Source organism: Acidobacteriaceae bacterium (assembly GCA_035944135.1).
Taxonomy (GTDB): domain Bacteria; phylum Acidobacteriota; class Terriglobia; order Terriglobales; family Acidobacteriaceae; genus Granulicella.
Genome location: DASZBM010000010.1, coordinates 44,058 through 66,535 on the forward strand (window position 1 = coordinate 44,058; position 22,478 = coordinate 66,535).

The window sequence follows — 22,478 nt, forward strand, 5'->3', positions numbered from 1 at the left end:
TGTTTTCCTGCGGATCCCTGGAATCAGCGAGTTAGCGAACGTCGGTCTCTGCAGAACATGACCGGAGGTTAACGGCGTGATTTGTGCGTCTATCTATATGTGGCAAACGCGATTGGGTTATATCAGGCCGAACAGATGCCGTTCTGGATCGAGAGTGCTTCACGTCTGAAGCTTGCGATTGTGCCGCGGCCGCGCGGCGGAGAGTGGCTGCAGCAGGATATCCGCGTCCTCAAGAACGACGGCATCGACATCCTTGTCTCGCTGCTCGCACCCGAAGAGACCCGCGAACTTGATCTTGAGCAAGAGAAGGCGGCGTGTTCTTCCGCAGGAATCTCTTTCGTCAACTTTCCGCTTCCGGACCGGCAGGTTCCTCCATCGCGGCTCGGCTTCCTCACCTTCGCGCAGTTCGTTCACAAGCGCGCCAGTGAAGGCCTCAGCGTCGGCGTGCACTGCAGGGCCTGCATCGGACGGTCATCTGTTCTGCTGGCGACGGTGATGCGGCTCGAAGGCTTCTCCACGAAGGAAGCGTTCGACCGGATCTCTGCGGCTCGCGGCCTGAGCGTTCCTGACACGCCGGAGCAGGCGAAGTGGGTGGCCGGGCTGGCGATTTAAGGGCGCTTATACTTCGAAAACGGCCATCCCGCTAAGAATGAAACGATTCGTTGTTGTTGTTCTATCGCTCATTGCTTTTGTGTGCATCGTTGGGGGCGCCTTCTACTGGCGACTCGATCACAGCTTCAGCTTCGCGATTCACTGGAAAGGCGAGCGCTCCTGCCACGGAAGACAGCCGTGCATCTTTACGCTTGCGGACGTCTTCCCCGGCGATTGGGATCGAATCGTCATCTTCGACATGAATGCGAGCCAGGCGGAAGTTGATAGCGTCGTTGGTGAAGGAACTACGAGACCAGACCTGCAGCGTTTCATCGTATTTATGAAGGGTGGCTCTGTCGTTCACATGATGACGGAGCCGCAAAGCTTTGAGCGGCCTTCGGACGGTGAAGCTGCATTTGATGGAATCCCGCTCACCGAGAATCACTACATCATTCCGCGCAATGCAGCATTCGTGATGGCTCGCGGGGACGGCGAGGTTGATGTTCTAGAACTCTTGAAGCCCGATGAAGTTGTGGAATAGAGCGGTGGCTCGACGATAATGGATGGTAATGCCCGCACTGATTGAAGCTATCAACGTAAAACGCAAGATGCTCTTCGAGCACGAAAACATTCCGTACGCCTGCCTGGATTTTGACGTTTCGACACCGACGGCGCGCGGCGGCCAGACGCTCGTGCGCCTGAAGATGCGCAACCTACTCACCAACGCCGTCTTCGACAAGACCTTCAAAGCCGGCGACAAGTTTCGCGAGCCCGACCTCGTCACCGTGCCTGCGACCTTTCTCTATCGCGACGCGGACGGCTTCCACTTCCTCGACCAGGAGTCCTTCGAGACGCTTACGCTCTCGGCCCAGCAGGTTGGCGACGCCGCCGACTTCCTCATCGACGGCCTTCTCATCCAACTCAACAAGTACAACGGCAATCCGATCGGCCTCGACCTCCCCACGCACGTGGACCTCACGATCGAGTACACCGAGCCCGCCGTCCGCGGCGACACCTCCTCCGGCGCCACCAAGATCGCCCGCCTCGAAACCGGCCTGGAGATCAAGGTCCCACTCTTTCTCACGCAGGGAGAAAAAGTGCGGGTTTCGACGGAGACACGAGACTTCGCCGGCCGGGCTTAGCCCATGCCATCCACATTCCTCACGGCCGAGTGGCGCAAGTTGATCATGGTGCAGTATGAGGTTGCGCCGGCGCTCCTCGAACCCTACATGCCGCGCGGCGTCGAGCTCGATTTCTATCAGCCCGATCCCGGCGCGGCATCGCGCTGCTATGTGTCGCTCATCGGCTTTCTCTTCGACAAGGTTCGAGTGAAAGGTCTTCCGATTCCGCTGCACACGAGGTTCGAAGAGATCAACCTGCGGTTTTATGTTCGGCGGAAGGAGTCGGACGGCGGTGTGAAGCGCGGTGTCGTATTCATTCGCGAGTTTGTTCCGCGGCGCGCGATCGCCTGGGTCGCCAGAAAATTCTATGAAGAGCCGTACCTGGCGATTCCTACGCGCAGCGAACTGTCCTCCTCGGACAAAATCCTGACCGCAAAGTACGAGTGGAAGCTCGGCGGGCGATGGCACATGCTTTCGGCGGCCGCCGATCTGCCGGCGCAGCCGATCGAAGCAGGCAGCGAAGAGGAGTTCATCACCGAGCACTACTGGGGCTACACCAGGCGCAGTGACGGCAGCACCTCCGCGTATCAGGTCGAGCACCCCCGGTGGCAGACCTATCGCGTGCAGAGCTATGAGGTTGCGGTCGACTTCAATCTGCTCTACGGGCCTCAGTTCGCCTTTCTCACTGACCAAGGGGTCTCAAGCGTCCTGCTGGCGGAAGGTTCAGCGGTAGCGGTCCGATCTGGCTCTCGTCTTGCGACAGACCAGGCCCGCATACCCGCCTGATTCTGCGACCAACGGCCAAAATCTGCGTCTATTACACTAAGAAGTAGGAAAAATCAGATGAGAACCATCGACGCAACACAAGGCATACGCATCCTCGACAGCCGCTCCACGGCCAGCCTCCTCAGCAAGGTGCTGTGGATCACCACGGCCGGCTTCCTCTTTACCGCGGCGGGGGCGTATATGGCACCCGCGCTCCTGGGCGGCGTCAGCTACATGGGCCTGTTCGTCGTCACCTTCGGCCTCATTTTCGCCATCAACTTCGCCACTCGCCGGTCTCCTGGGCTGGCACTGGTGCTGTTCTACGGCTTCACGCTGCTGATGGGCGTCGAGGTCGGCCCGCTGATCAAGGCTTATCTGCATGTTCCGGGCGGAGAGAGTGTTGTCTTCGAAGCTGCCCTGACGACCGCGGTCGGGATGTTCGCCATGGGCGCAATCGCGCAGGTCGTTCGTTTCGACTACCGGCGCGTCTACAACTACGTTTTCGCGGCGCTGATCGGCCTGGTTGTTATCGGCGTGCTGAGCATGTTTGTGCACTTCGTCAGCCCCGGACTCTACGCCTGGGCGACGCTGGCCATCTTCAGCGTTCTGCTGCTGATCGACTTCATGCGGCTGCGCGATGGCGCCATGGGGCTTAGCCCGGTGCAGATGGCGCTCAGCATCTACCTCGACGCGCTGAACATCTTCATCGCGCTCCTCCAGATCTTCGGCAGCAGCAGCGGCAGTGGCAACCGTCGTAGCAGCGGCTGGCGATAGCGCTATCCGCTCTTCCGGGCTGTCGTTTCGTCGGGAATCTGCTTCTGGCGCCAATGCCGAAGCGGCTCTCCGACCAGCAGCATGAGTACAACCGCACCCATGATGACCAGGATGTCGCGCCACTGCTCCATCTCGCCGAGCGAAATCAGCAGCGTGGTTGAGATCGCCGCCGGCTGAGTGGCGCGCGCAAGAAGCGTCCCAAATACCGTGAGGGCAGCCGATAAGACCGCCGCTTCGATGCGCGGGAACTGAACCTTGTGCGTGGAGACTGCGGGGACTCGCCAGGCGTTCGTGATGGTAAGGGCGAGGAAGCCGGCGGCGACACCTATCAGATGGCCGACGAACACGTTGTACGGGCGAGCGCTCCTGCGGTGCGGCGTCTCAATTAGTTCATAAGCCGTCGGGCCAAGGCTGGTAAAGATCAGCGGCTGTTTCAGCAGCCAGGCAGCGAGCGAGGCGATCAGGATCAGAGCTCCTTCTGCCAGAGGGGCTACGACTAGATCCCGTTTCTGTTCTGCCTCCATCCTGCGCACCTGCTGCGTTTGGATGCGGATGTGCATCGGGCGATGCGGCGCTTGCCGGATACACTAATCAGATGGCCCGCACTCAACACGTTCCGCAGCCCGACCCCAAATCCTGGCTGCGCGGGCTTCCCAAGGCCGAGCTGCACCTGCATCTCGAAGGCTCCATCACCCCGGCGACCCTCCTCGAGCTCTCGCAAACGAACGACGCCACCCCGCTCACGCCGGCCCAGGCGAACGATGTCTATCGTTATCATGACTTTCCCAGCTTCCTGATGAGCTTCAAGGCGGTGACCGAGCGCCTGCACACGCCCGCCGACTACGAAACCATCACCTACGCGATGCTTCGCGACCTTGCAGGGCAGGGGATCCGCCACGCGGAGGTATACATCTCGGTCGGCATTCTCTACCGGTTCGACCGGCTGGATGTCGACGAGGTAATGGCTGCGATCGAGCGCGGCCGCGTTCGCGGGGAGCGCGATTTCGGCGTCTCGTTGCTCTGGATCATCGATGCGGTGAGGCATTTCGGCGTAGAGGAGTGTGCCCGCGTCTTCCGCAAGGCCGCGGAACTGCGCGAGAAATATCCGAGCGTCGTCGGTATCGGCATCGGTGGCGATGAGGAGCGCGGCCCCGCGCGCGACTTCCGGGAGATCTACGCGGAAGCCAGGAAGGCTGGCCTGCACCTGACCTGTCATGCGGGCGAATCGGTCGGCCCCCAAAGCGTGTGGGCGGCCCTGAACATTGGAGCCGAGCGCATCGGCCATGCCCTGTCGGCGCAGCACGACCCCGACCTCATCGAGGTGCTGGCCGAGCGCCAGATTCCCCTTGAGCTCAACATCACCTCCAACCTCCGCACCGGCTGCTGCGCGTCGCTGGAAACCCACCCGGTACGCCGGTATTTCGAAGAGGGCCTAATGGTTACGCTCAACTCGGATGATCCGCCGTTCTTCGGCTCCAACCTGCTCGAGGAGTACATGCTGGCGCATGAACAATTCGAGTTCCCGCTCGATGCTTTGCGCGAAATGGCCGCTAACTCCATTGAAGCCAGCTTCTTACCACCGGACCGGAAACTCGCTCTGCTGGGAGAAGTGGAACGGTACGGCTGGTAACCAGCAGCGGCTCCAACCCCGTCTTTCAGGCTGATCGACCCAGTTTTTAGGCATCACAAAAAGCAACGGTGTGGCAAATTAGACACACCTGTCAGGCCATTTGCCGGTGTACTCTGGGCACTAATCGGTCCATTGAGTCGCGTTCTGAGTCCAGAACTCCAATTCGAGCACACCATCGAATCACCGCTGTCATTCAGCGGAGTCGGCCTTCACTCCGGTGCTGAGGTGTCCCTCCGGCTTATTCCAGCTCCTGCCGGTTCCGGTGTTGTCTTCCGGCGCTCCGACCTCGATAACTTCGAAATTGCTGCCACGGGCCGGAACGTCGCGAAGGTGTCCTACGCGACCTCGCTGATGCGGCAAGGCGTCCTGATCTCCACCACCGAACACCTGCTGTCGGCGCTCATCGGCCTCGGAGTCGACAACGCGATCATCGAGATCGACAACCTCGAAGTTCCGATTCTGGACGGCTCCGCGAAGCCTTACGTCGACGCGATCTCTTCCGTCGGCCGCAAACGCCAGCGCCGCAAGCGCGAGTACATCCGCATCCTCAAGCCGGTCGAGGTGATTGAGGGCTCGAAGTTCATCGGCGTTTATCCCGGCGACGGCTATCAGATCGACTACACCATCGACTTCCCCACGCCCATCGGCCGCGAGAGCCTGCGCGTCGACCTTGAATCCGGAGACTACGAAAGCCTCATCGCGCCCGCGCGAACCTTCGGCTTCCGCGAAGACGAAGCGATGCTGCGCGACATGGGCCTGATCCGCGGAGCGTCTGCTGAGTCTGCCATCATCCTCACACGTCAGGGCGTGGAGAACGGCCCATTGCGCTTTGATGACGAGTTCGTTCGCCACAAGGTGCTGGATCTTATCGGCGATCTTGCCCTCGCCGGCCGCCGCATCTGGGGCCGCGTTGTCGCTGAACGCGCCGGACATGCCATGCATACGGCGCTCGTTCAACGGCTGCTGCGCGATCGCTCCGCCTGGGAGTTTGCCAATCGTGCGCAGCTCGCCCCTGAAGCCGAGCTGACCCATCGCGCACTGCAGACCTCGGCTGCGTAGAGAACAATCGTCTCCCATGCTCGCCGCCATCGCTCTTGGCTCGAACCTCAACTCGCGATTCGGCCCGCCCGCCGGCAACCTGCTCGAAGCAATCCGCCGCCTGGACGACCTCGGTGATGTGACTGCAGTTTCACGCTTCCACGAGACCGAACCCGTCGGCTACACCGACCAGCCCCGCTTCGTGAACGCGGCTGCACTGCTCGAGACCGATGTGCTGCCCATCACCCTGCTGCGCGGCCTGCTTGCAATTGAGCACTCGATGGGCCGCGATCGTGCCGCATCCGTTCCCAAAGGCCCGCGCATCATCGATCTGGATCTGTTGCTCTACGCGAACGTTGTGCTTGACGATCCCGCGCTCACGCTTCCGCACCCATCGCTGCACGAACGCCGCTTCGTTCTCGCTCCGCTCGCGGAGATTGCCCCCGATTGGCAGCACCCCACGCTGCACCGAAGCATCCAGCAACTGCTGCACGCGCTGCCTGAGTAGCAACTTAGTGCAGCTTCACCATCCAGCGCCGGCCGCTCTCGTCACGAAATGCGACGGCCTTGCTGGTCATGGAGCTAACCGTGCCGGCCATGCGATAAGTCGTCGCCACATCGGCGTCCGTGAGGCACGCGACCCAGTGGATGCAGCGCAGCTTCGTCGGAATCCCGATCGGTTGTCCCTGCTCCACCAACATCATCTGCATCGGCGGGTTGTCATTCTCCAGCAGCACATCGTTGTAGAAGTTGATGTACACCTGTTCGCCGTCCACTTTGGCGGCGTCACGCGTGACGCTCGCCAGCGGATCACGTACGTAAACTCGTTTTCTCTCAACGCCGACAAAGACGACCAGCAATAGAACCAGCAGCGCAATCAGCTTCTTCACTTCTTTTCCTCGTGGTACTCCTGCTCCGTGTTGATCGACCAGACGGCGGCTTTGTCCACGTGACCTTTCGCCAAACCATCCACCACAGTCATCGCAGTCAGCATGGAGTGGTCCTGGTTGTTGTACTTGTGCATGCCGTTACGGCCGACCAGGAACAGATTGTCCAACTGATCCACCCACGAGCGCAATTCATCGAAACGGTCATAGGTACCGAAGTACGCCGGGTACGTCTTGGGCACGCGGGCCACATGGGCATCCAGCACCTCGCTCGTCTTCAAAATGCCAATCTTCTCGAGCTCGCCCGCGGCAAACTGCTTCAACTCTTCATCCGGTTTCGACCATAGCGGGTCGGTGTCGTAGCAGAAGTACTCCAGCCCAATCCAGACCTTCGACGGATCGGCCACCATGTACGGACTCCAGTTGTTGAAGATCTGCAGCCGACCCAGCATCACGTCCGGCTCCTGAATGTAGATCCATGTGTCCTTAATCAGACCGCCATCCGGCTCCTTCACATCCAGATTGTTGGCCAGCACGCCCACCGTGATGAAGTCGCGATACTCAAGCCCCTCGCTCACCTCGCGCACGTTCGCCGGAACCTGCGCACCGCCGTCGGCAAGCGCGCGCACCAGCTCTTTGATGGGCATGGTCGAAAAGAAATAATCTCCTTCGAAGCGCTCGCGTCTGCCCTCTGGGTCCAGCGTTTCCACTGCAACCACGCGCTGGTTCTCAACCACAAGCCGATCCACCTTGCGTTGCATGTGAATCTCGCCGCCAGCAGCAACGACCTTGTCCGCGACGTGCTCCCAAAGCTGCCCCGGCCCAAACTTCGGATAAAGGAAGCGTTCGATCAGCGACGTGTCGGTGCCCTTCTGCGCAACGTCTTTTTCTCCCCCGCCAGAGTTCCGTCCAAACGCCTTGCGAACAAAATGCTTCAGCGCGGTCGTCAGGTTCAGCCCCTTGATCCGCTGTGCGCCCCACTCCGCGGAAATTTTGTCGCACGGTGTCCCCCAGACCTTCTCGGTATAGCTCTTGAAAAACGTCAGGTACAGCTCACGCCCGAAGCGATTGATCAGAAAGTCTTCGAGGCTCTTCTCTTCCTTGATCGGGTGCAGCCGCGACGCCACATAGCTGATCCCGATGCGCGACATGCGTGCCGGACCGAGGTTCTTGATCGTGTTGCCTGTCAGCTTGATCGGGTAGTCGAAGAACTTCCGCAGATAGTAAATGCGGCTCTTGCGCGGCCGGATCAGCATCACGTGATCGCTGTCCTCGGGGTCGGGTGCTTCGAGAGTCATCTCGTGCGGCAACTCGATCTGCTCGTCAGCTACCCCCGCGGCGTTTTCGTCCGTGACCGTCAGCGGTCCCATGCCGCGCAGAGGCGGTTCCTCGGGCAACTCCGCAGGCACATGCACCGGATGCCGCTTGCCCTGGTAGGCAATCTCAACGGTTCCCGAGTCGCCACCGTCCGCCACAGGAGGCATCAGCTCAATCCACCACTGCATCACGCGGTCGCTTTTCGAAAAGAAACGATGCCCGCCGATGTCCATCCGGTTTCCCTTGTAGCGGATGGTGCGCGAGATCCCGCCGATCTCGTCACTTGCTTCCAACACGACCGGTTGAATCTCAGTCTGGCGAAGCAGTTCCAGCGCTGCGGTGAGGCCTGCGGGCCCGGCGCCAATGATTACAGCCTTTTTCATCAACATCCTGAGGTTGGAAGATGTTTCGGCCTGTCGAGTATACCTGTCCCGTCACCGGCGAAACGCGCGTCGGGCGCTCACAATGAATGACTTTTGCTGATTCATCATCGAGAATGAAACTATTCATGTCCCATGTCCTCGTCACCGGTGGTTCTGGTTTTTTTGGCGGCGTACTCAAGCGACGTCTGCTGCGCGAAGGCCACACCGTCGTCAATATCGATCTCGAGCCCGATGAAGACACCCTTCCCGGCCTGACGAGCATCCAGGGCGACCTTCGCGACAAAGACCTTCTCACGCGCACGTTCGCCGAGCATCGCTTTGACGCCGTCTATCATGTCGCCGCGCAGCTCGCCCACGGCATGAAGATGGACGAGCACCTGCTTTGGACATCCAACGTCGATGCCACGCGCCTGCTCGCAGAGACCGCCCGCGCCGCCGGCGTTCGCCCCTTCGTCTTTGTTTCCACGAACTGTCTGTGGGCGTCGAATCTCGGACATCCGGTACATGAGGAGCGCGATGTTCCCGCGCCCATCGAGCTCTATGGAAAGTCCAAGCTCGCCGCCGAGCAGCTCCTCCAGGAGTTCACCACGGATCTCGACGTCGTCATGATTCGCTGTCCCACCATCATGGACGCAGGCCGGCTCGGCCTGCTCGCGATTCTCTACGAGTTCATCGACGACAACAAAACCGTCTGGGTCGTCGGCAAAGGCGACAACCACTATCAGTTCATCTACGCCGAAGACCTCGCCACCGCCTGCATTCAGGCCGCTGGTTACGGAAAATCCGACCTCTTCCACATCGGCTCGGATAACGTCCGCTCCATGCGCGAGGTCTACGAGAGCGTCATCCGCGCCGCTGGAAGCAAATCAAAAGTGCGCTCACTGCCGAAGTCTCCGACCATTGCTGCCATGATGCTCGCGCACAAGCTGCGTGTCTCCCCGCTCGGCCCCTACCACTACAAAATGATCGCCGAGAGTTTCGTCTTCGACACGGATCGCATCAAGCAGCGGCTCGGCTGGAAACCCACCCTGACCAACGAAGAGATGTTGCTCCGCTCCTACGAGTACTACGCATCAAACCGCGCCGAGATCGCCGCGCGCACGAATGTCTCGACACACCGCAAGCCCGCTTCGATGGGAATCATCCGCTTGCTCAAATGGATCTCCTGAAGCCTTCCCATAAACCGAGGCCAACAGGCCTTGCGCGAGTAGCTTTCACATCCTGCTCGCGGCTCCGTTCCGAGCCTGTAGAGCGGCCGGTCTCGGCATCTCGTTCTGCCTCTTTTGGATACAACGCTTCGCTATACTTGAATTGGATAACCTTCGAGGAAACAGACTCCATTCATGCCAGCAACCCAGCGCACTGAGGTCTCCTTCGCCGAGCGGCTTCGCGCGCACCTCGCCATCGTCCGGCTCGACCACTCCATCAAGAACCTGTTCGTTCTGCCTGGCATCATCGTTCCGCTCAGCGTCGATCCCAGCCTGCGGACCTGGCATCTGCTGCCGCAACTCGTGCTGGCCTTCGTGTCGATCACGCTCGTCGCCTGCAGCAACTACGTCATCAACGAAGTCCTCGACGCTCCCTTCGACCGCCTTCACCCCATAAAGCGCAATCGCCCCGCCGCCCGCGGTCTGGTTCACACCGGCGCTGCTTATGCGCAGTGGCTGTTGATGATGATCGCCGGCGTCGCCATCGGATTGCATATCTCCCGCATGTTTGCGCTGACCGCGCTTGTGCTCTGGATGATGGGCTGCCTCTACAACTTCCCGCCCGTACGCACCAAGGACGTTCCCTACCTGGACGTCCTCACAGAGTCGGTCAACAATCCTCTGCGCATGCTGCTCGGCTGGTATGCGGTCACCAGCCTCCTCATTCCGCCGGTCTCGCTGCTCGTCGCTTACTGGATGATCGGCTGCTACTTCATGGCACTCAAGCGCTTCTCCGAGCTCAACGAGCTGCACAAGTCTGGAGATCACTCCGTCGCCGGCGCATACCGTGCCTCCTTCCGCCGATACACGCCGGAGTCGCTGCTCGTCTCAGTCGTCTTCTACGCCTCCACGGCCATGCTGTTCCTCGGCGCCTTCATCATCCGGTACCGCATGGAGCTGATCCTTGGATTCCCGCTCGTGGCGCTGACAATGGCGATCTATCTCCACATCGCGTTCAAGTCTGAGAGCGCCGCGCAGAACCCCGAGAAGCTCTACCGCGAGCCTTTGCTAATGGCCTCATTCGCTGCCACAGTGCTCGTGCTCGGCATCCTGCTTTTCGTTCGCCTTCCACGGCTTGAAAACTTCTTCACCCCCACGCTGCCGCAGGTTAATCCTGCACTGAACCAGCAGTCGCAATCTGAAGTGCCAATCCCCGCGCGATACTCCGTCTCTCCCGTATGAGCCAGTCGCGACCTCAGCAGAGCCGTCAGTCGCTCGCCCTTCTGCTGGCGTCTTCCGTAATCATCCTGACGGCGGTCCTCTCTCTGCTTTGGTCGAACGCGCGACTGCTGTGGCAGGATGAGTTCCTCTCCTTCTACAGCGACAGCGTGCCTTCGGTTGCACACGTGGTCAGGGTTCAACTGCACTCTCCCATATCTCTCGATCCACCCACATACCATCTGCTGTCGCACTTCTTCATGAAGTTGATCGGCGCAAATGCGATCGCGCTTCGGCTGCCTGCGCTCCTCGGATTTCTGCTCATGGAAATTTCGATCTACGCGCTCGTCCGTCGTCTTGCCTCCGCGCGCGCCGCGATTGTGGCCATGACTCTTCCTCTTGTCACCGCCAGCTTTCGCTACTCGGTGGAAGGGCGGCCCTACGGTCTTCTACTCGGTCTTTACGCCATGGCGCTCCTCTGCTGGTACGTGGCGCAGGATTCTGAAGCGCCGTCGCACTCACGCACTGGTCGCACATGGGCTTTGGTCGGCCTCGCTCTCTCCATTGCCCTTGCCATCACCAGCCACTACTTCGGGATATTGATTCTCGTCCCCGTCGCCTCCGGTGAAATCGCTCGCACTATCGAGCGCCGTCGACTCGACCGGCCCATGCTCCTCGCTATCGCAGCAGGGTTTGCAGCCGTGTTCGTCATCCTCCCGTTTCGTCATGCGCTCCAACCCTACCGCACCCACTACTACATCAACGGCGTCGGTATCCGCGACATCTCGCAGGGTTATCGCGAGCTCTTCGTGATGTATAGCCAATGGCCAATCACAGCCCAGCGGCTCACTGCGCTCACTCTTGTCGTATGCGTGCTTGTTTTGTTCTGGTCAGGCCGCCGTCGTTTTCTTCGCCGCCCTGCCAGCGAATCCAAATCCCTGTGGATAGCATTGTTCGCCTTCGCAGCGCTTCCATTCTTCAGCTTTCTCTTCGGTCGCTTCATCACGCACACCATGGAGGTCCGTTACGTCGCCGCCACCATCATCCCGTTCGCGGTAGTCGCTGCCCTGGTGCTCGATCGCTTCCTCCGCTCCACGCCGTTCTTCGCTGCCCTCGAGTTCGCCATTCTTCTGCTGGCAATATCGATCACCTCCGCGCAGATCGCTGCCGCCCGCGCGAGCGGAGCCTCTCTGCTGGCCAGTATGACCATCCCCTCCAGCCTTCAGCAGGAGCTGGACACGCATCCTTCCGAGCGTCTCTACACGCAAAGCCTCACCGACTTTTTCCTGGACACTTACTACGCCCGCACTCCGGCTCTCGCTCAACGCCTCACGCTGGTCTACGACGAGCCGCGCGAAGTTCACTGGCTGGGACACAATACAAACGCGATTACCGCCGTCTATCTAGGACGCTTCTCTCAACTTCGCGTCATGCCATACTGCCAATTCCTGCAGCAGGACAAACCGCTGTTGATCTCGTATCCGGACACATGGTCCTGGATCGATCAAGAGATGGCTGCCACCGGCATCTCAGCAAAATCACTTGGCCCCGTCATGCGGGGGCAGCTTGTCCGCATAAATGCCCCGTCTCCCTGCAATGCAACAAGCGCGGTGAATCATGCTGACTAAGAGCCAATCATCGCCTCCGGAAAAACGCCGACGCACAATCTTCCCCGGCGGTTTTCCCCTGGCCGCCACCGGCATGCTTCTGCTGACCGCCGCTCTCGCGCTGCTCTGGTCCTACAACAAGCTCATGTGGATGGACGAGTTCCTGGTCCTCCGCACTGACATCGCAGGCGGCTTCCGCGAGATCGCCCACATCCAGCGCGTTCAACCCATATCGCTCGATCCGCTCGCTTACCACTTCGCATCGCATCTCTGCACCCTGATCTTCGGCGCCAACGCATTCGCGATTCGCCTGCCATCGCTCTGCGGCTTCCTCGTGATGCAGTTCTGTCTCTTCTTTTTTGCTCGACACATCGCAGGCAATCGCGCCGCCGTCATCGCCATGGCCCTCCCCGCGCTTACCGGCACCCTCTACTACGCAACCGAGGGCCGACCTTACGGCATGTTGCTCGGAGTATTTGGAATCGCCGCGCTCAGTTATCAGGCCGCAACCCGGCGGATCCACACTCGCCCCGCGCTGGTCTGTCTGGCGCTGTCGCTGGCGCTGGCCCCCAACACCCACTATTTCGGCGTGCTGCTCTTCGTCCCTATAGTCTCTGCGGAATTTGTTCGCACGCTGCTCACGCGCCGGTTCGACTGGCCCGTCATCGCAGCCATCGCGCTTGGCCTGTTGGGCCTCCTTGCGATCCTCCCGCTGCAACCTGCCCTTCGGCCGTTCAGGCAGCACTACTACAACATCGGCGCCATCAATGTGCACACGATCGTCATCGCCTATCGAAATCTGCTGATCGACTTCTTCTTACCCGGAACGATTCTCCGCCTCATGATGATTGCGATCGTTCTCTGCGGCATCATCGTGCTGGCGACCTGCTTTCGCCTTCGCCATCGCGCTGCGATTTCGCTTCCATGGAATGAGTTCGTCTTCCTGCTTATCCTCGCCGGGCTGCCCATCCTCGGCTATTTCCTCGGCCGTTTTGTCACGCACAGCATGGAGCTGCGCTACGTCCTCGGTGCGCTTCTCGGAATCTCCGCACTAACCGGCATCGCCATCGGCGCCTCCCTGCGTAAGGAATCGGCTTATCGCGCAACCATCGCCTGCCTCGCTATAGCGATTGTGGTCGTGGCCTCCTGCCACATTCGCGTGGAAGCCGCGAACACCGCAGCCATTCGCGCAAGCCTCGCCGTCTCACCCGAGATGAAGCAGCGTCTGCTGCACGCCAGCCCCGACGGTCTTATCTACATCGGAGAACTGAACGACCTCGAACGCGAGTGCTACTACGGATCCGATCCCGATTTCTGCTCTCATCTGGTCGCCGTCTACTCTCCCGATGAAGAATTGAAATTCTTTCATCGCAACACCGCTTCGCTCGGAGCCGAGCATGAATCGCACTTCACTCACATCCGCTTCGCGCGCTGGGAGCAACTCGAAGGCACCGGCCCACACACGCTTATTAGTTCTCAATCTGCCTGGGACTGGACACGTAAGGCGCTCGCCGCCGAGCACGCACAGATAACTCACCTCGGAACAGCCCTTGGCGGCAACGCTCTCCAGGTCTCTATTCCCGCAACATCTGACGCACCCGCGGCTAGCGTCCTTAAAAAATAAGAAGAGGCTGGATCGACTCCAGCCTCTCTCGCCTCAAGTTGACTTCGCATATCAGGCGCGAAGCGCGTCCACTGCATGCAATGCCTCGTGTGTTCGGAACTCGAGCTTGCCGCTCTTATCCGCGTCGATCACCACATGATCGCCATGCAGAACCTTGCCTTCCAGGATCTGCATCGCCAGCGGGTTCTGCACCATGCGCTGAATCGCTCGCTTCAACGGCCGCGCTCCATACACCGGGTCGTACCCGGCCTTGAAGATCGCCTTCCGCGCCGGCTCTGTCAGCTCAAGCGTGATGCGCCGGTCCGCAAGCAGCTTGCGCAGATCATCCAGTCGCAGATCAACAATGTGTTCCAGCTGCGACTCGTTCAGCGGATGGAACACCACGATATCGTCCACGCGATTCAGGAACTCCGGACGGAAGTGTTTCCGCAACTCCTCCATCACGCGGCTCTTCGCATCTTCGAAGCCGTCTTCTCCCTTCGCCCAGGCAGTGGTCAGCGCGCTCGCGCCGATGTTCGACGTCATGATCAGCACCGTGTTCTTGAAGTCCACCGTGCGTCCCTTCGAATCCGTCAGCCTTCCATCATCCAGCACCTGCAGCAGCACGTTGAACACATCCGGATGCGCCTTCTCGATCTCATCGAACAGCACCACAGCATACGGTCTGCGCCGAATCGCTTCGGTGAGTTGACCGCCTTCATCAAAGCCGACATACCCCGGAGGCGCGCCGATCAACCGAGCCACAGCATGCTTCTCCATGTACTCGCTCATGTCGATGCGCACCATCGCCTGCTCGTCATCGAACAGAAATTCCGCAAGCGCGCGCGCTGTCTCCGTCTTTCCAACGCCCGTCGGGCCAAGGAAGATGAAGCTTCCAATCGGCCGCTTCGGATCACTCAAGCCCGCGCGCGATCGACGAATAGCATTCGCCACTACCTGCAGTGCCTCATCCTGTCCAACCACGCGCTCGCGCAGACGATCTTCCATCTGCGTCAGCTTCTGCACCTCGCCTTCCAGCATCTTCGAAACAGGAATGCCGGTCCACTTGGAGACAATCTTCGCAACATCCTCCTCGTCGACCTCTTCCTTCAGCAAGCGGTGACTCCCTGAAGATCCGGGTGCCCCATTCATACCGGCGGTCTTATCGCCGGGATGAGTGGGCTGCATCGCTGCCTCAGCTGCCTTCAGCCCATCCTGCTCCGCCGTCAACTCCTTCAGCTCGCGCTCGGCCTTCGGAATCTCGCCGTACTGCAACTCCGCCGCACGCTGCAGATCGCCCTTGCGCGTGGCCTGATCGGCTTCGAAACGCAACTGCTCCAGCCGCTCCTTCAATGAGGCAATTTCACCAATGGCCCCGCGCTCCTTCTGCCAGCGCGCACGCAACCCCGCGGCGAGCTCACGAACCTCCGCCAGCTCACGCTCGACCTCGTTCAACCGCTCACGCGAGTTCGGATCGTTCTCCCGCTGCAAGGCATTTTTTTCAATCTCGAGCGACGTCGCGCGCCGCTCTAGATCATCGATCTCAACCGGCACACTTCCAATCTGAACCGCCAGCGACGCCGCAGCCTCATCCACAAGATCAATCGCCTTGTCCGGCAAAAATCTGTCCGAAATATACCGATGCGACAACTCCGCCGCCGCAACCAGCGCCGAATCCTTGATCCGCACCTTGTGGTGCGTTTCGTACCGCTCGCGCAGCCCGCGCAGAATCGCAATCGTGTCCTCTACATTCGGCTCGCCCACAAACACAATCTGAAAGCGCCGCTCCAGCGCCGCGTCCTTCTCGATGTACTTGCGATACTCGTTCAGCGTCGTCGCACCAATCGCACGCAGCTCTCCGCGCGCCAGCGGCGGCTTCAGCATATTGCTCGCGTCAATCGCTCCCTCGGCCGCTCCAGCGCCTACCAGCGTATGCAGCTCGTCAATGAACAGAATGATCTGCCCGTTCGACTCCTCAATCTCCTTCAGCACCGCCTTCAGGCGTTCCTCAAATTCCCCGCGGAACTTCGCACCCGCAAGCATCGAGCCCAGGTCCAGCGAAACCACGCGCTTGTCGCGCAGAATCTCCGGCACATCACCCTGCACAATCCGCCGCGCCAGCCCTTCAACGATCGCAGTCTTGCCCACGCCTGGTTCGCCAATCAGTACCGGGTTGTTCTTCGTGCGCCGGCTCAGCACCTGCACAACACGCCGGATCTCTTCATCGCGCCCGATCACCGGATCCAGCTTGCCCTTGCGCGCCAGCTCAGTAAGGTCCTTCGCATACTTCTCGAGCGCCTGGAACTTGCCCTCAGGATTCTGGTCCGTCACGCGCTGGCTTCCGCGCACCGCCTGCAGCCCCTTCAGGATCGCGTCATACGTCGCGCCCTGCGCAGCCAGCGCGGTCTGCACCGGCTCGCCCTTCTGTTTCGCGAGCGCCAGCAGCAGATGCTCCGTCGAGACGTAATCATCCTTGAAGTTCTCGGCTTCCTTGAACGCCTGGTCCAGCACCTTCGTCAGCGCCGCGCCCATCCCTGGCTGCTGGCTCGCGCCCTGCACCTTCGGTAGCTTCGCGATCGCCCCGTTTACCGCCGCCAGCAACTGCTGCGGGCCCACGCCGATCTTCTCGAGCACGGGCAGCACAACGCCTTCCTTGTCCTCCAGCAGCGCCGCCATCAAATGCAGCGGCTGGACCTCCGGATTGCCGTTCTCCGCCGCGTGCTGCACTGCTCCCTGAATCGCCTCCTGCGATTTCACGGTCAGTTTGTCCCACTTGATTGCCATATCTTCACCCTCTTAAACACAAAACTTTACTCTCGTTCGATGACCCAATCCATCCGCCGGACGCAAAATCTTAGTGACTTACGCTCAAGTTTCAAAACCCGTCAAAATCTATCTAAAGCTGCACAAAAATGCTTCAAAACGACGAAATCCCAGATGGCGATCCTGCCGGTTGCACCAATCCTGAAGCACCGCGTGAGTCTCTCTTGCTCATATATTTCCGTCTCGCCGCTGATCGCGCCTGAAATAAGCAGGGCGGGCAATGACGCCCGCCCTGACCACTGATCGAACAACTCTGCTTACTTCTGGCTCTGCGCCTCAACCTGCTTCGGCTGCTGCGCGTTCGACCCCGCCTTCACGGTAATCTGCTTCGGCTTGGCCTCCGGTTTCTTGGACAGCGTGATCGTCAGCACGCCATCGGCGCTCTGCGCATCAATCGACTCCGTGTCAACCGTCGCCGGCAGCGTGAAGCTCCGCACGAAGCTGCCATAGCGCCGCTCGATCCGGTGGAAGTTCTCCTCCTTCTCCTCGGACTCGAACTTGCGCTCGCCGCGCACCGTCAGCGTCCGGCCCTCAACGCGGATGTCCAGATCGTCCGGGCGGATTCCCGGAACCTCGAGCTTCAGCGCCACCTTCTGCGCGTCCTCGTACACATCCACAGCCGGAACGAAGTTCCCCGCGCCAAGCGTCTCGCCCTCGCCCTCGAAGCTGCGACCGAAGTCGCTGAAGATCGAGTTGAGCCGATTCTGCAGAACCGCCATATCGCTGAATCCACTGCGGAACGGAACAAATCGTGTAATCGCCATCGTCTTCATCTCCTTGCATTCCATGCACTTATAAGGTGTGCGGGCGGCCCCTTTGCCTTGCCCGCATCCTCTTAGACGAAACTATAGCGTAATGGTTGCATAAAATCTACTAAAAAGTCACTCACATTGTTCCACGCGGAGCAATCCCGGTATCGTGGTCTGGTGTCCAGCCTCGGCCGCCGCCGCTTCTGCCTTCTCTCCGCCGCCGCCCTCGCAGCCCGCCGTCTCCCGGCCCACCGCCTCTCGGTGATAGAACCGCCCCCTGCCAGCGCCTACAGCCTCGTCGCCGCCGTCGACCGCGACCGCATCCTTCGCCTTGCAAATCAGTGGCTTACGGCCAAGCCTCAGACCCTCACCGACTTCCCCGCGCCCAACTCCCCCGGCACCCTGCACGACTTCTTCTCCCAGGCGGACTACTTCTGGCCCAACCCGGCGAATCCCAACGGCCCCTGGAAGGAAATTGACGGCAAGTCCAACCCGGCCAATTTCCAACTTCACCGCCAGGCCATGATCCGGCTCTCGCAGGCTGTCCCCGCCCTCACCGCCGGGTTCCTGCTCACCCGCCGGGAAGACTTCGCCCGCGCCGCCGCCGCGCACCTTGTCGCCTGGTTCGTCACCCCGGCCACCCGCATGAATCCGAGCCTCGAGTATGCGCAGGGCTACCCGGGCGGCCCCACCGGCCGCTCCTACGGCATCATCGACACCCTCCACCTCGTCGAGCCCGCGCGCGCCGCCGGGTTCCTGAAAGACGCGCTCGGTCCGGCGAACTTCGCCGCCGTCCAGCAGTGGTTACGCGACTACCTCAACTGGATGAAGACCTCCGCCCCCGGCCTCAAAGAGCGCGACGCCACCAACAACCACGCCATCGCCTGGGCGCTCCAGGCCGCCGAGTTCGCGCGCCTCGCCGGCGACAACCTCACTCGCGACGAGGTCCGCACCCGCTTCGAGACCCTCCAGCTCCCCCAGCAGGAGGCCGCCAACGGCAGCTTCCCCCGCGAGCTCGCCCGCACCAAGCCCTACGGCTACTCCATCTTCCAGTTCGACTGCGCCACCACCCTCGGCTGGTCGCTCGGCATCCTCGCGACCTCACCATCAACGCCGCCGCCCCCACCCCCAAAGGGAGGCTCGTTCTTAGTACCCTCGCAAACGCCGCCGCCGAACAAGACGAGCTTCACACCCTCCGTCAACAGCCGGTCAGACATCTCGGAATCAGCCGCTAAGTTCCCGTTCCCGACAAACACACACGCCCCCGCCCGCGCCGCTCTCTGCCGCGCCGCGGCTTTTCTCTATCCCTATCTCGACGACAAATTGCGCTGGCCCTACGCGCACGACATCCAGCACTGGGACGCATGGCCGGTGCGCTCGCCCGGCCTGCTCTTCTGCGGCCTCGCCTGCGATCGCTCCGACTACATCGCGCTCTGGCGCCGCCTCGACCCCGATCCCACCGACCCCGAGATCATTCGCAACTACCCCATCCGCCAGCCGCTGCTCTGGGTCGCATAGAGCGTCACATCCCCACCGACGCCTACTGCTTCACGGGCTCATGATCGAAGCTGATCGCGCGCGACATCTTCCACGTCCCGTTCTTGTTCTCCCACAATGTCACAAACTTCGCCTCACCCATTCCGTCGTCCGGGTGTCCGGGATGCGAGAACCGGTGCACGCCAATCTCCACCGCTCCATAATCCTTCAGCGGATACACCTCCAGCGATCCCGGAACCAGCGTGCGCTCCACCTTTCCGCAGATGTTGTTCTTGATCGCCTCAAGAAACGGCTGCTTGCCCACCATCAGCCCCGTCTTGTCGTGGTAGAACTCGAGCCCGTCCTCGACCATCGCGCCCATCGTCTCCAGGTCGCAGTGGTTATACGCGTCGAACAGCTTCGTATCCAGCCCTGCGACCGTCCTAAACAGCACGTCCTGCGCGTGCACAATCTCCGGCGCAGGCGTGCCCTCCGGCCACCGCGCCACATTCACCGTCACGGTCGAACCTGGCTCCAGGCCCGGCAGGCCTGTAGCTTCTCCGCGCAGGCGGTCACCTTCCACTTTCAGCGCGAAATGCACCGGCATATTCTGATGAACCACCACCGTGAAGCGCACGGTCTCATTCGTGACCTCGCCTTCCTTCAGCGGGGTCATCTTGCTCTCACTCTGACCTGCGCTGCCCGCCAGCGTTCGTCCGCTCTGCTTCAGCTCGAACACCGCGTTGTCCGGCTCTACGGTGCCGTCCTGCCGCATAATGTCGAACGAGCCCAGCCAGCGCCCCGAAACGTCGACCGCAGTCGCATCTGCGCTCGCGCCCGAATCCCTCTGTCCCCAGGCCGCGCCCAGCATCAGGAACACCATGCAGATCCACACCACTGCACGTAACAGCGTCTTCATCGTTTGCCGCCTTCCTTGCACAAACTGGCCCGTTGCTTTTCATACGCCCGTTGCCCCTGCATTGTTCCCGCTATCATTAGCTGATTCCGGACGCATGAAAACGACTCTTCGCCGCAGGCTTCTCTCCATCGCTACACTCTCGCTCTTCACAGCGAGCGCCCTCGCCCAGACTGCACTGACTGAACCTGCTCCCGGCTCGCCCATCCCGCCGACGCCGCCCGTGCGCACGCAGCACGCGATGGTCGTGAGCATTCAGCACGACGCCACCGACGCCGGCGTCGAAATCCTCCACGCGGGCGGCAATGCCGTCGACGCCGCGGTTGCGGTCGGCTTCGCGCTCGCCGTCACCTTTCCGGCCGCAGGCAACATCGGCGGAGGCGGTTTCATGCTCATTCGCCCCGGCGGCCACGGCCTCGGAAGCGCTCACCCAGCAAAAACCTCGAAGCCTCACTTCCTCGACTTCCGCGAGAAAGCTCCCGCCGCCGCCAGTGCCAACATGTATCTCGACGCGCAGGGCAACGTCATCCCGCGCATGTCGATCGATGGCCCGAAGGCGTCCGGCGTTCCCGGCACTGTCGCCGGTCTCGTCTACGCCGAGCAGCACTACGGCCGCCTGGGCCTAAGCCGCGTCATGGCGCCCGCGATCCGTCTCGCTTCCGCAGGCTTCGTCCTCACCGATGAAGAAGCGCGCATCTTTCACTCGCGCAACCTCACCCCGTACCCAACCTCGCGCCGCATCTTCCAGCGCGACGGCAACTTCTACAAGGGCGGCGACCGCCTCATCCAGCCCGAGCTGGCCGCAACCCTTCGCCAGATTGCGCGCAATCCATCCAGCTTCTACCGCGGGGCTATAGCTCAGCAAATTGCTGCGTACGAAAAAGCCAACGGCGGCCTCATCACGGCGAAGGATCTCGCCAGCTATCAAGTCAAAGAGCGCACGCCGCTCATCGGCCATTATCGCGGGCTCGAGGTGCTCACCTCGCCGCCGCCCAGCTCCGGCGGCATCGTCCTGATTGAAACTCTGAACATCCTCTCCGGCTACGACCTCACACACCTGAACGGCCAAGCCACACCTGACCGCTCGCCGGCTCAGGTCCACTACATCACCGAAGCCTTCCGGCGCGCCTACATGGACCGCGCCGACTTCCTCGGCGACCCCGACTTCAACCCGCACATGCCGCTGAAGCAGATGGCCAACCCTGCCTACGCGGCCGCGTGGCGCAAGACCATCGACCCTGTGGAGCCCTCGCCCTCCGCCACACTCACGCGCCCGCCCGGCTTCATGCCGGAGCCGCCGAAGCTCTCGCCGATCGCGCCTGAATCCAATCAGACGACGCACTTCTCCGTCGTCGACGCGCAGGGCAACGCCGTCGCCATGACCTACACGCTCAACTTCGGTTTCGGCAACGGCATGACCGTCGACAAGCTCGGCTTCCTGCTCAACGACGAGATGGACGACTTCGCCTCCAAGATGGGCGTGCCCAACGGCTTCGGCCTCATTCAAGGACCGGCGAACGCCATCGCGCCTGGCAAACGCCCGCTCTCCTGCATGACGCCTACGATCGTGAGCGGGCCGCCCGTGTGCAGGACACTGTCCTCGCGGCCGCGCGCCGCAGCTGGTAATGGAAAGACTGCGGAATTTCAGGCCGTTCGCGGCGCCGTCGCCTGCACACCCGGCAAACTCCGGCTCGTGCTCGGCAGCCCGGGTGGTTCCACCATCATCACCACCGTCGCCAACGACCTCATCAGCGTCGTCGACAACGGTCTCGACATCCAGGCCGACGCCGACGCTCCGCGCTTCCACCACCAGTGGATGCCTGACACGCTGCAGTTCGAAAAGGCCTTCCCGCAGAACGTCGTGGACGCGATGACTGCAGACGGTTACAGCACCGAGCGCGCCGGCGCGAAGGACTTCAACAGCCCCGGCATCTGGGGCGACAGCGAGCTCATTGCCGTCGACCCCGAAACCGGCGAACTCACGGGCGGCCAGGATCACCGCCACCACTTCGGCAAAGCCGCCGGCTACTAGGCGAACTTCGACAGCATCCCGCCCAGCACACTCCCGCTCGGTGCGCTGCCGTTCTGCGCAAAGTGTGCCATCACCATCGGCAGCACGGTCGCCATCGCCACCTTTGCAACCTCCGGCGATACACCGACTTTCTGCGCCACCGTGTCGATGATGTCCGTGCCCTGCAGTCCGGTCTGCACCTGGTCAGGCGTAACTGTCGGCGTCTGGCCGTTCTGCATCGCGTCGACGTGGCCGCCCAGCCCATTGTTGCGGAAGTTCTGCATAATGGCGCCAAGGCCACCGGGATGCTGGTCGAGCGCCTCCATCAAGCCGCCTGCAACCTTCGCCGTGGGATTTCCGCTCTGCGCCATTGATCCGGCAGCCATCGATTCCAGATTGTCGAGAAGTCCCATTTTTGCCT

21 protein-coding genes are annotated in these 22,478 nt (G+C 61.3%); 14 read left to right on the forward strand and 7 right to left on the reverse strand.

What is annotated here, in order from left to right; all coding sequences use genetic code 11:
* Window positions 1–81: 81 nt before the first annotated feature.
* From VGU25_14595 to VGU25_14615, 5 genes are read left to right on the forward strand one after another with little or no spacing between them, the layout of a single operon-like run.
* Window positions 82–612 carry a protein-tyrosine phosphatase family protein gene (locus VGU25_14595; protein HEV2578430.1) on the forward strand — a complete coding sequence of 177 codons (531 nt, stop codon included), beginning with the start codon at window positions 82–84 and terminating at the stop codon, window positions 610–612.
* Window positions 613–649: 37 nt separating this feature from the next.
* The gene (locus VGU25_14600) at window positions 650–1,132 is read left to right on the forward strand and encodes a hypothetical protein (GenBank protein ID HEV2578431.1); all 483 of its coding nucleotides are present in this window, start codon (window positions 650–652) and stop codon (window positions 1,130–1,132) included.
* 28 nt (window positions 1,133–1,160) lie between these two features.
* Window positions 1,161–1,733, forward strand: coding sequence for an elongation factor P (efp, locus tag VGU25_14605; GenBank protein ID HEV2578432.1), 573 nt, complete (start codon window positions 1,161–1,163; stop codon window positions 1,731–1,733).
* Window positions 1,734–1,736: 3 nt separating this feature from the next.
* Window positions 1,737–2,498, forward strand: a complete 762-nt coding sequence (locus VGU25_14610) for a DUF2071 domain-containing protein (protein HEV2578433.1) — start codon at window positions 1,737–1,739, stop codon at window positions 2,496–2,498.
* Window positions 2,499–2,555: 57 nt separating this feature from the next.
* Complete coding sequence (locus VGU25_14615) at window positions 2,556–3,251, forward strand: Bax inhibitor-1 family protein (GenBank protein HEV2578434.1); 696 nt, start codon at window positions 2,556–2,558, stop codon at window positions 3,249–3,251.
* Between the two features lie 2 nt (window positions 3,252–3,253).
* Here VGU25_14615 and VGU25_14620 read toward each other — a convergent pair whose 3' ends face one another.
* Entirely contained in the window at window positions 3,254–3,811 is a 558-nt protein-coding gene (locus VGU25_14620) for an HPP family protein (protein ID HEV2578435.1), read from the reverse strand.
* Between the two features lie 35 nt (window positions 3,812–3,846).
* On the opposite strand from VGU25_14620, the gene add reads away from it, so the two are divergent.
* From add to folK, 3 genes are all read left to right on the forward strand, one after another.
* The gene (add, locus tag VGU25_14625; protein HEV2578436.1) at window positions 3,847–4,881 is read left to right on the forward strand and encodes an adenosine deaminase; all 1,035 of its coding nucleotides are present in this window, start codon (window positions 3,847–3,849) and stop codon (window positions 4,879–4,881) included.
* Window positions 4,882–5,025: 144 nt separating this feature from the next.
* Window positions 5,026–5,940: a UDP-3-O-acyl-N-acetylglucosamine deacetylase gene (gene lpxC / locus VGU25_14630; GenBank protein HEV2578437.1), complete on the forward strand. Its 915-nt coding sequence runs from the start codon at window positions 5,026–5,028 to the stop codon at window positions 5,938–5,940.
* Between the two features lie 16 nt (window positions 5,941–5,956).
* Entirely contained in the window at window positions 5,957–6,427 is a 471-nt protein-coding gene (folK, locus tag VGU25_14635; protein ID HEV2578438.1) for a 2-amino-4-hydroxy-6-hydroxymethyldihydropteridine diphosphokinase, read from the forward strand.
* Window positions 6,428–6,431: 4 nt separating this feature from the next.
* Here the strand turns inward: folK and VGU25_14640 are convergent, their stop codons facing one another.
* Complete coding sequence (locus VGU25_14640) at window positions 6,432–6,809, reverse strand: hypothetical protein (GenBank protein ID HEV2578439.1); 378 nt, start codon at window positions 6,807–6,809, stop codon at window positions 6,432–6,434.
* A complete protein-coding gene (locus tag VGU25_14645; protein HEV2578440.1) occupies window positions 6,806–8,512 on the reverse strand; it encodes an NAD(P)/FAD-dependent oxidoreductase in 1,707 nt (568 codons plus the stop codon). Before VGU25_14645 ends, VGU25_14640 begins: the two co-directional genes overlap by 4 nt.
* 119 nt (window positions 8,513–8,631) lie before the next feature.
* Between VGU25_14645 and VGU25_14650 the strand changes: the two genes are divergently transcribed.
* The 4 genes from VGU25_14650 to VGU25_14665 all read left to right on the forward strand — a co-directional run bounded on the left by VGU25_14650 (window position 8,632) and on the right by VGU25_14665 (window position 14,103).
* Window positions 8,632–9,675, forward strand: a complete 1,044-nt coding sequence (locus VGU25_14650; protein HEV2578441.1) for an NAD(P)-dependent oxidoreductase — start codon at window positions 8,632–8,634, stop codon at window positions 9,673–9,675.
* A gap of 174 nt (window positions 9,676–9,849) precedes the next feature.
* Entirely contained in the window at window positions 9,850–10,896 is a 1,047-nt protein-coding gene (locus VGU25_14655) for a UbiA family prenyltransferase (GenBank protein ID HEV2578442.1), read from the forward strand.
* Complete coding sequence (locus VGU25_14660; GenBank protein ID HEV2578443.1) at window positions 10,893–12,500, forward strand: glycosyltransferase family 39 protein; 1,608 nt, start codon at window positions 10,893–10,895, stop codon at window positions 12,498–12,500. The genes VGU25_14655 and VGU25_14660 overlap by 4 nt, the downstream gene beginning before the upstream one ends.
* Complete coding sequence (locus tag VGU25_14665) at window positions 12,490–14,103, forward strand: glycosyltransferase family 39 protein (protein HEV2578444.1); 1,614 nt, start codon at window positions 12,490–12,492, stop codon at window positions 14,101–14,103. The genes VGU25_14660 and VGU25_14665 overlap by 11 nt, the downstream gene beginning before the upstream one ends.
* A 51-nt stretch (window positions 14,104–14,154) precedes the next feature.
* Here VGU25_14665 and clpB read toward each other — a convergent pair whose 3' ends face one another.
* Window positions 14,155–16,866 (reverse strand): ATP-dependent chaperone ClpB, encoded by a 2,712-nt coding sequence (clpB, locus tag VGU25_14670; GenBank protein HEV2578445.1) that lies wholly within the window; start codon window positions 16,864–16,866, stop codon window positions 14,155–14,157.
* 296 nt (window positions 16,867–17,162) lie between these two features.
* Window positions 17,163–17,669, reverse strand: a complete 507-nt coding sequence (locus VGU25_14675) for an Hsp20/alpha crystallin family protein (protein HEV2578446.1) — start codon at window positions 17,667–17,669, stop codon at window positions 17,163–17,165.
* 162 nt (window positions 17,670–17,831) lie between these two features.
* Between VGU25_14675 and VGU25_14680 the strand changes: the two genes are divergently transcribed.
* Window positions 17,832–19,172, forward strand: a complete 1,341-nt coding sequence (locus VGU25_14680) for an alginate lyase family protein (protein ID HEV2578447.1) — start codon at window positions 17,832–17,834, stop codon at window positions 19,170–19,172.
* Window positions 19,173–19,194: 22 nt separating this feature from the next.
* On the opposite strand, the gene VGU25_14685 is transcribed toward VGU25_14680, so the two are convergent.
* Complete coding sequence (locus VGU25_14685; protein HEV2578448.1) at window positions 19,195–20,049, reverse strand: nuclear transport factor 2 family protein; 855 nt, start codon at window positions 20,047–20,049, stop codon at window positions 19,195–19,197.
* Between the two features lie 94 nt (window positions 20,050–20,143).
* Here VGU25_14685 and ggt point away from each other — a divergent pair, with 94 nt between their 5' ends.
* Window positions 20,144–22,078: a gamma-glutamyltransferase gene (ggt, locus tag VGU25_14690; protein HEV2578449.1), complete on the forward strand. Its 1,935-nt coding sequence runs from the start codon at window positions 20,144–20,146 to the stop codon at window positions 22,076–22,078.
* Here ggt and VGU25_14695 read toward each other — a convergent pair.
* The gene (locus VGU25_14695) at window positions 22,075–22,470 is read right to left on the reverse strand and encodes a YidB family protein (GenBank protein ID HEV2578450.1); all 396 of its coding nucleotides are present in this window, start codon (window positions 22,468–22,470) and stop codon (window positions 22,075–22,077) included. The genes ggt and VGU25_14695 overlap by 4 nt on opposite strands.
* Window positions 22,471–22,478 lie beyond the last annotated feature (8 nt).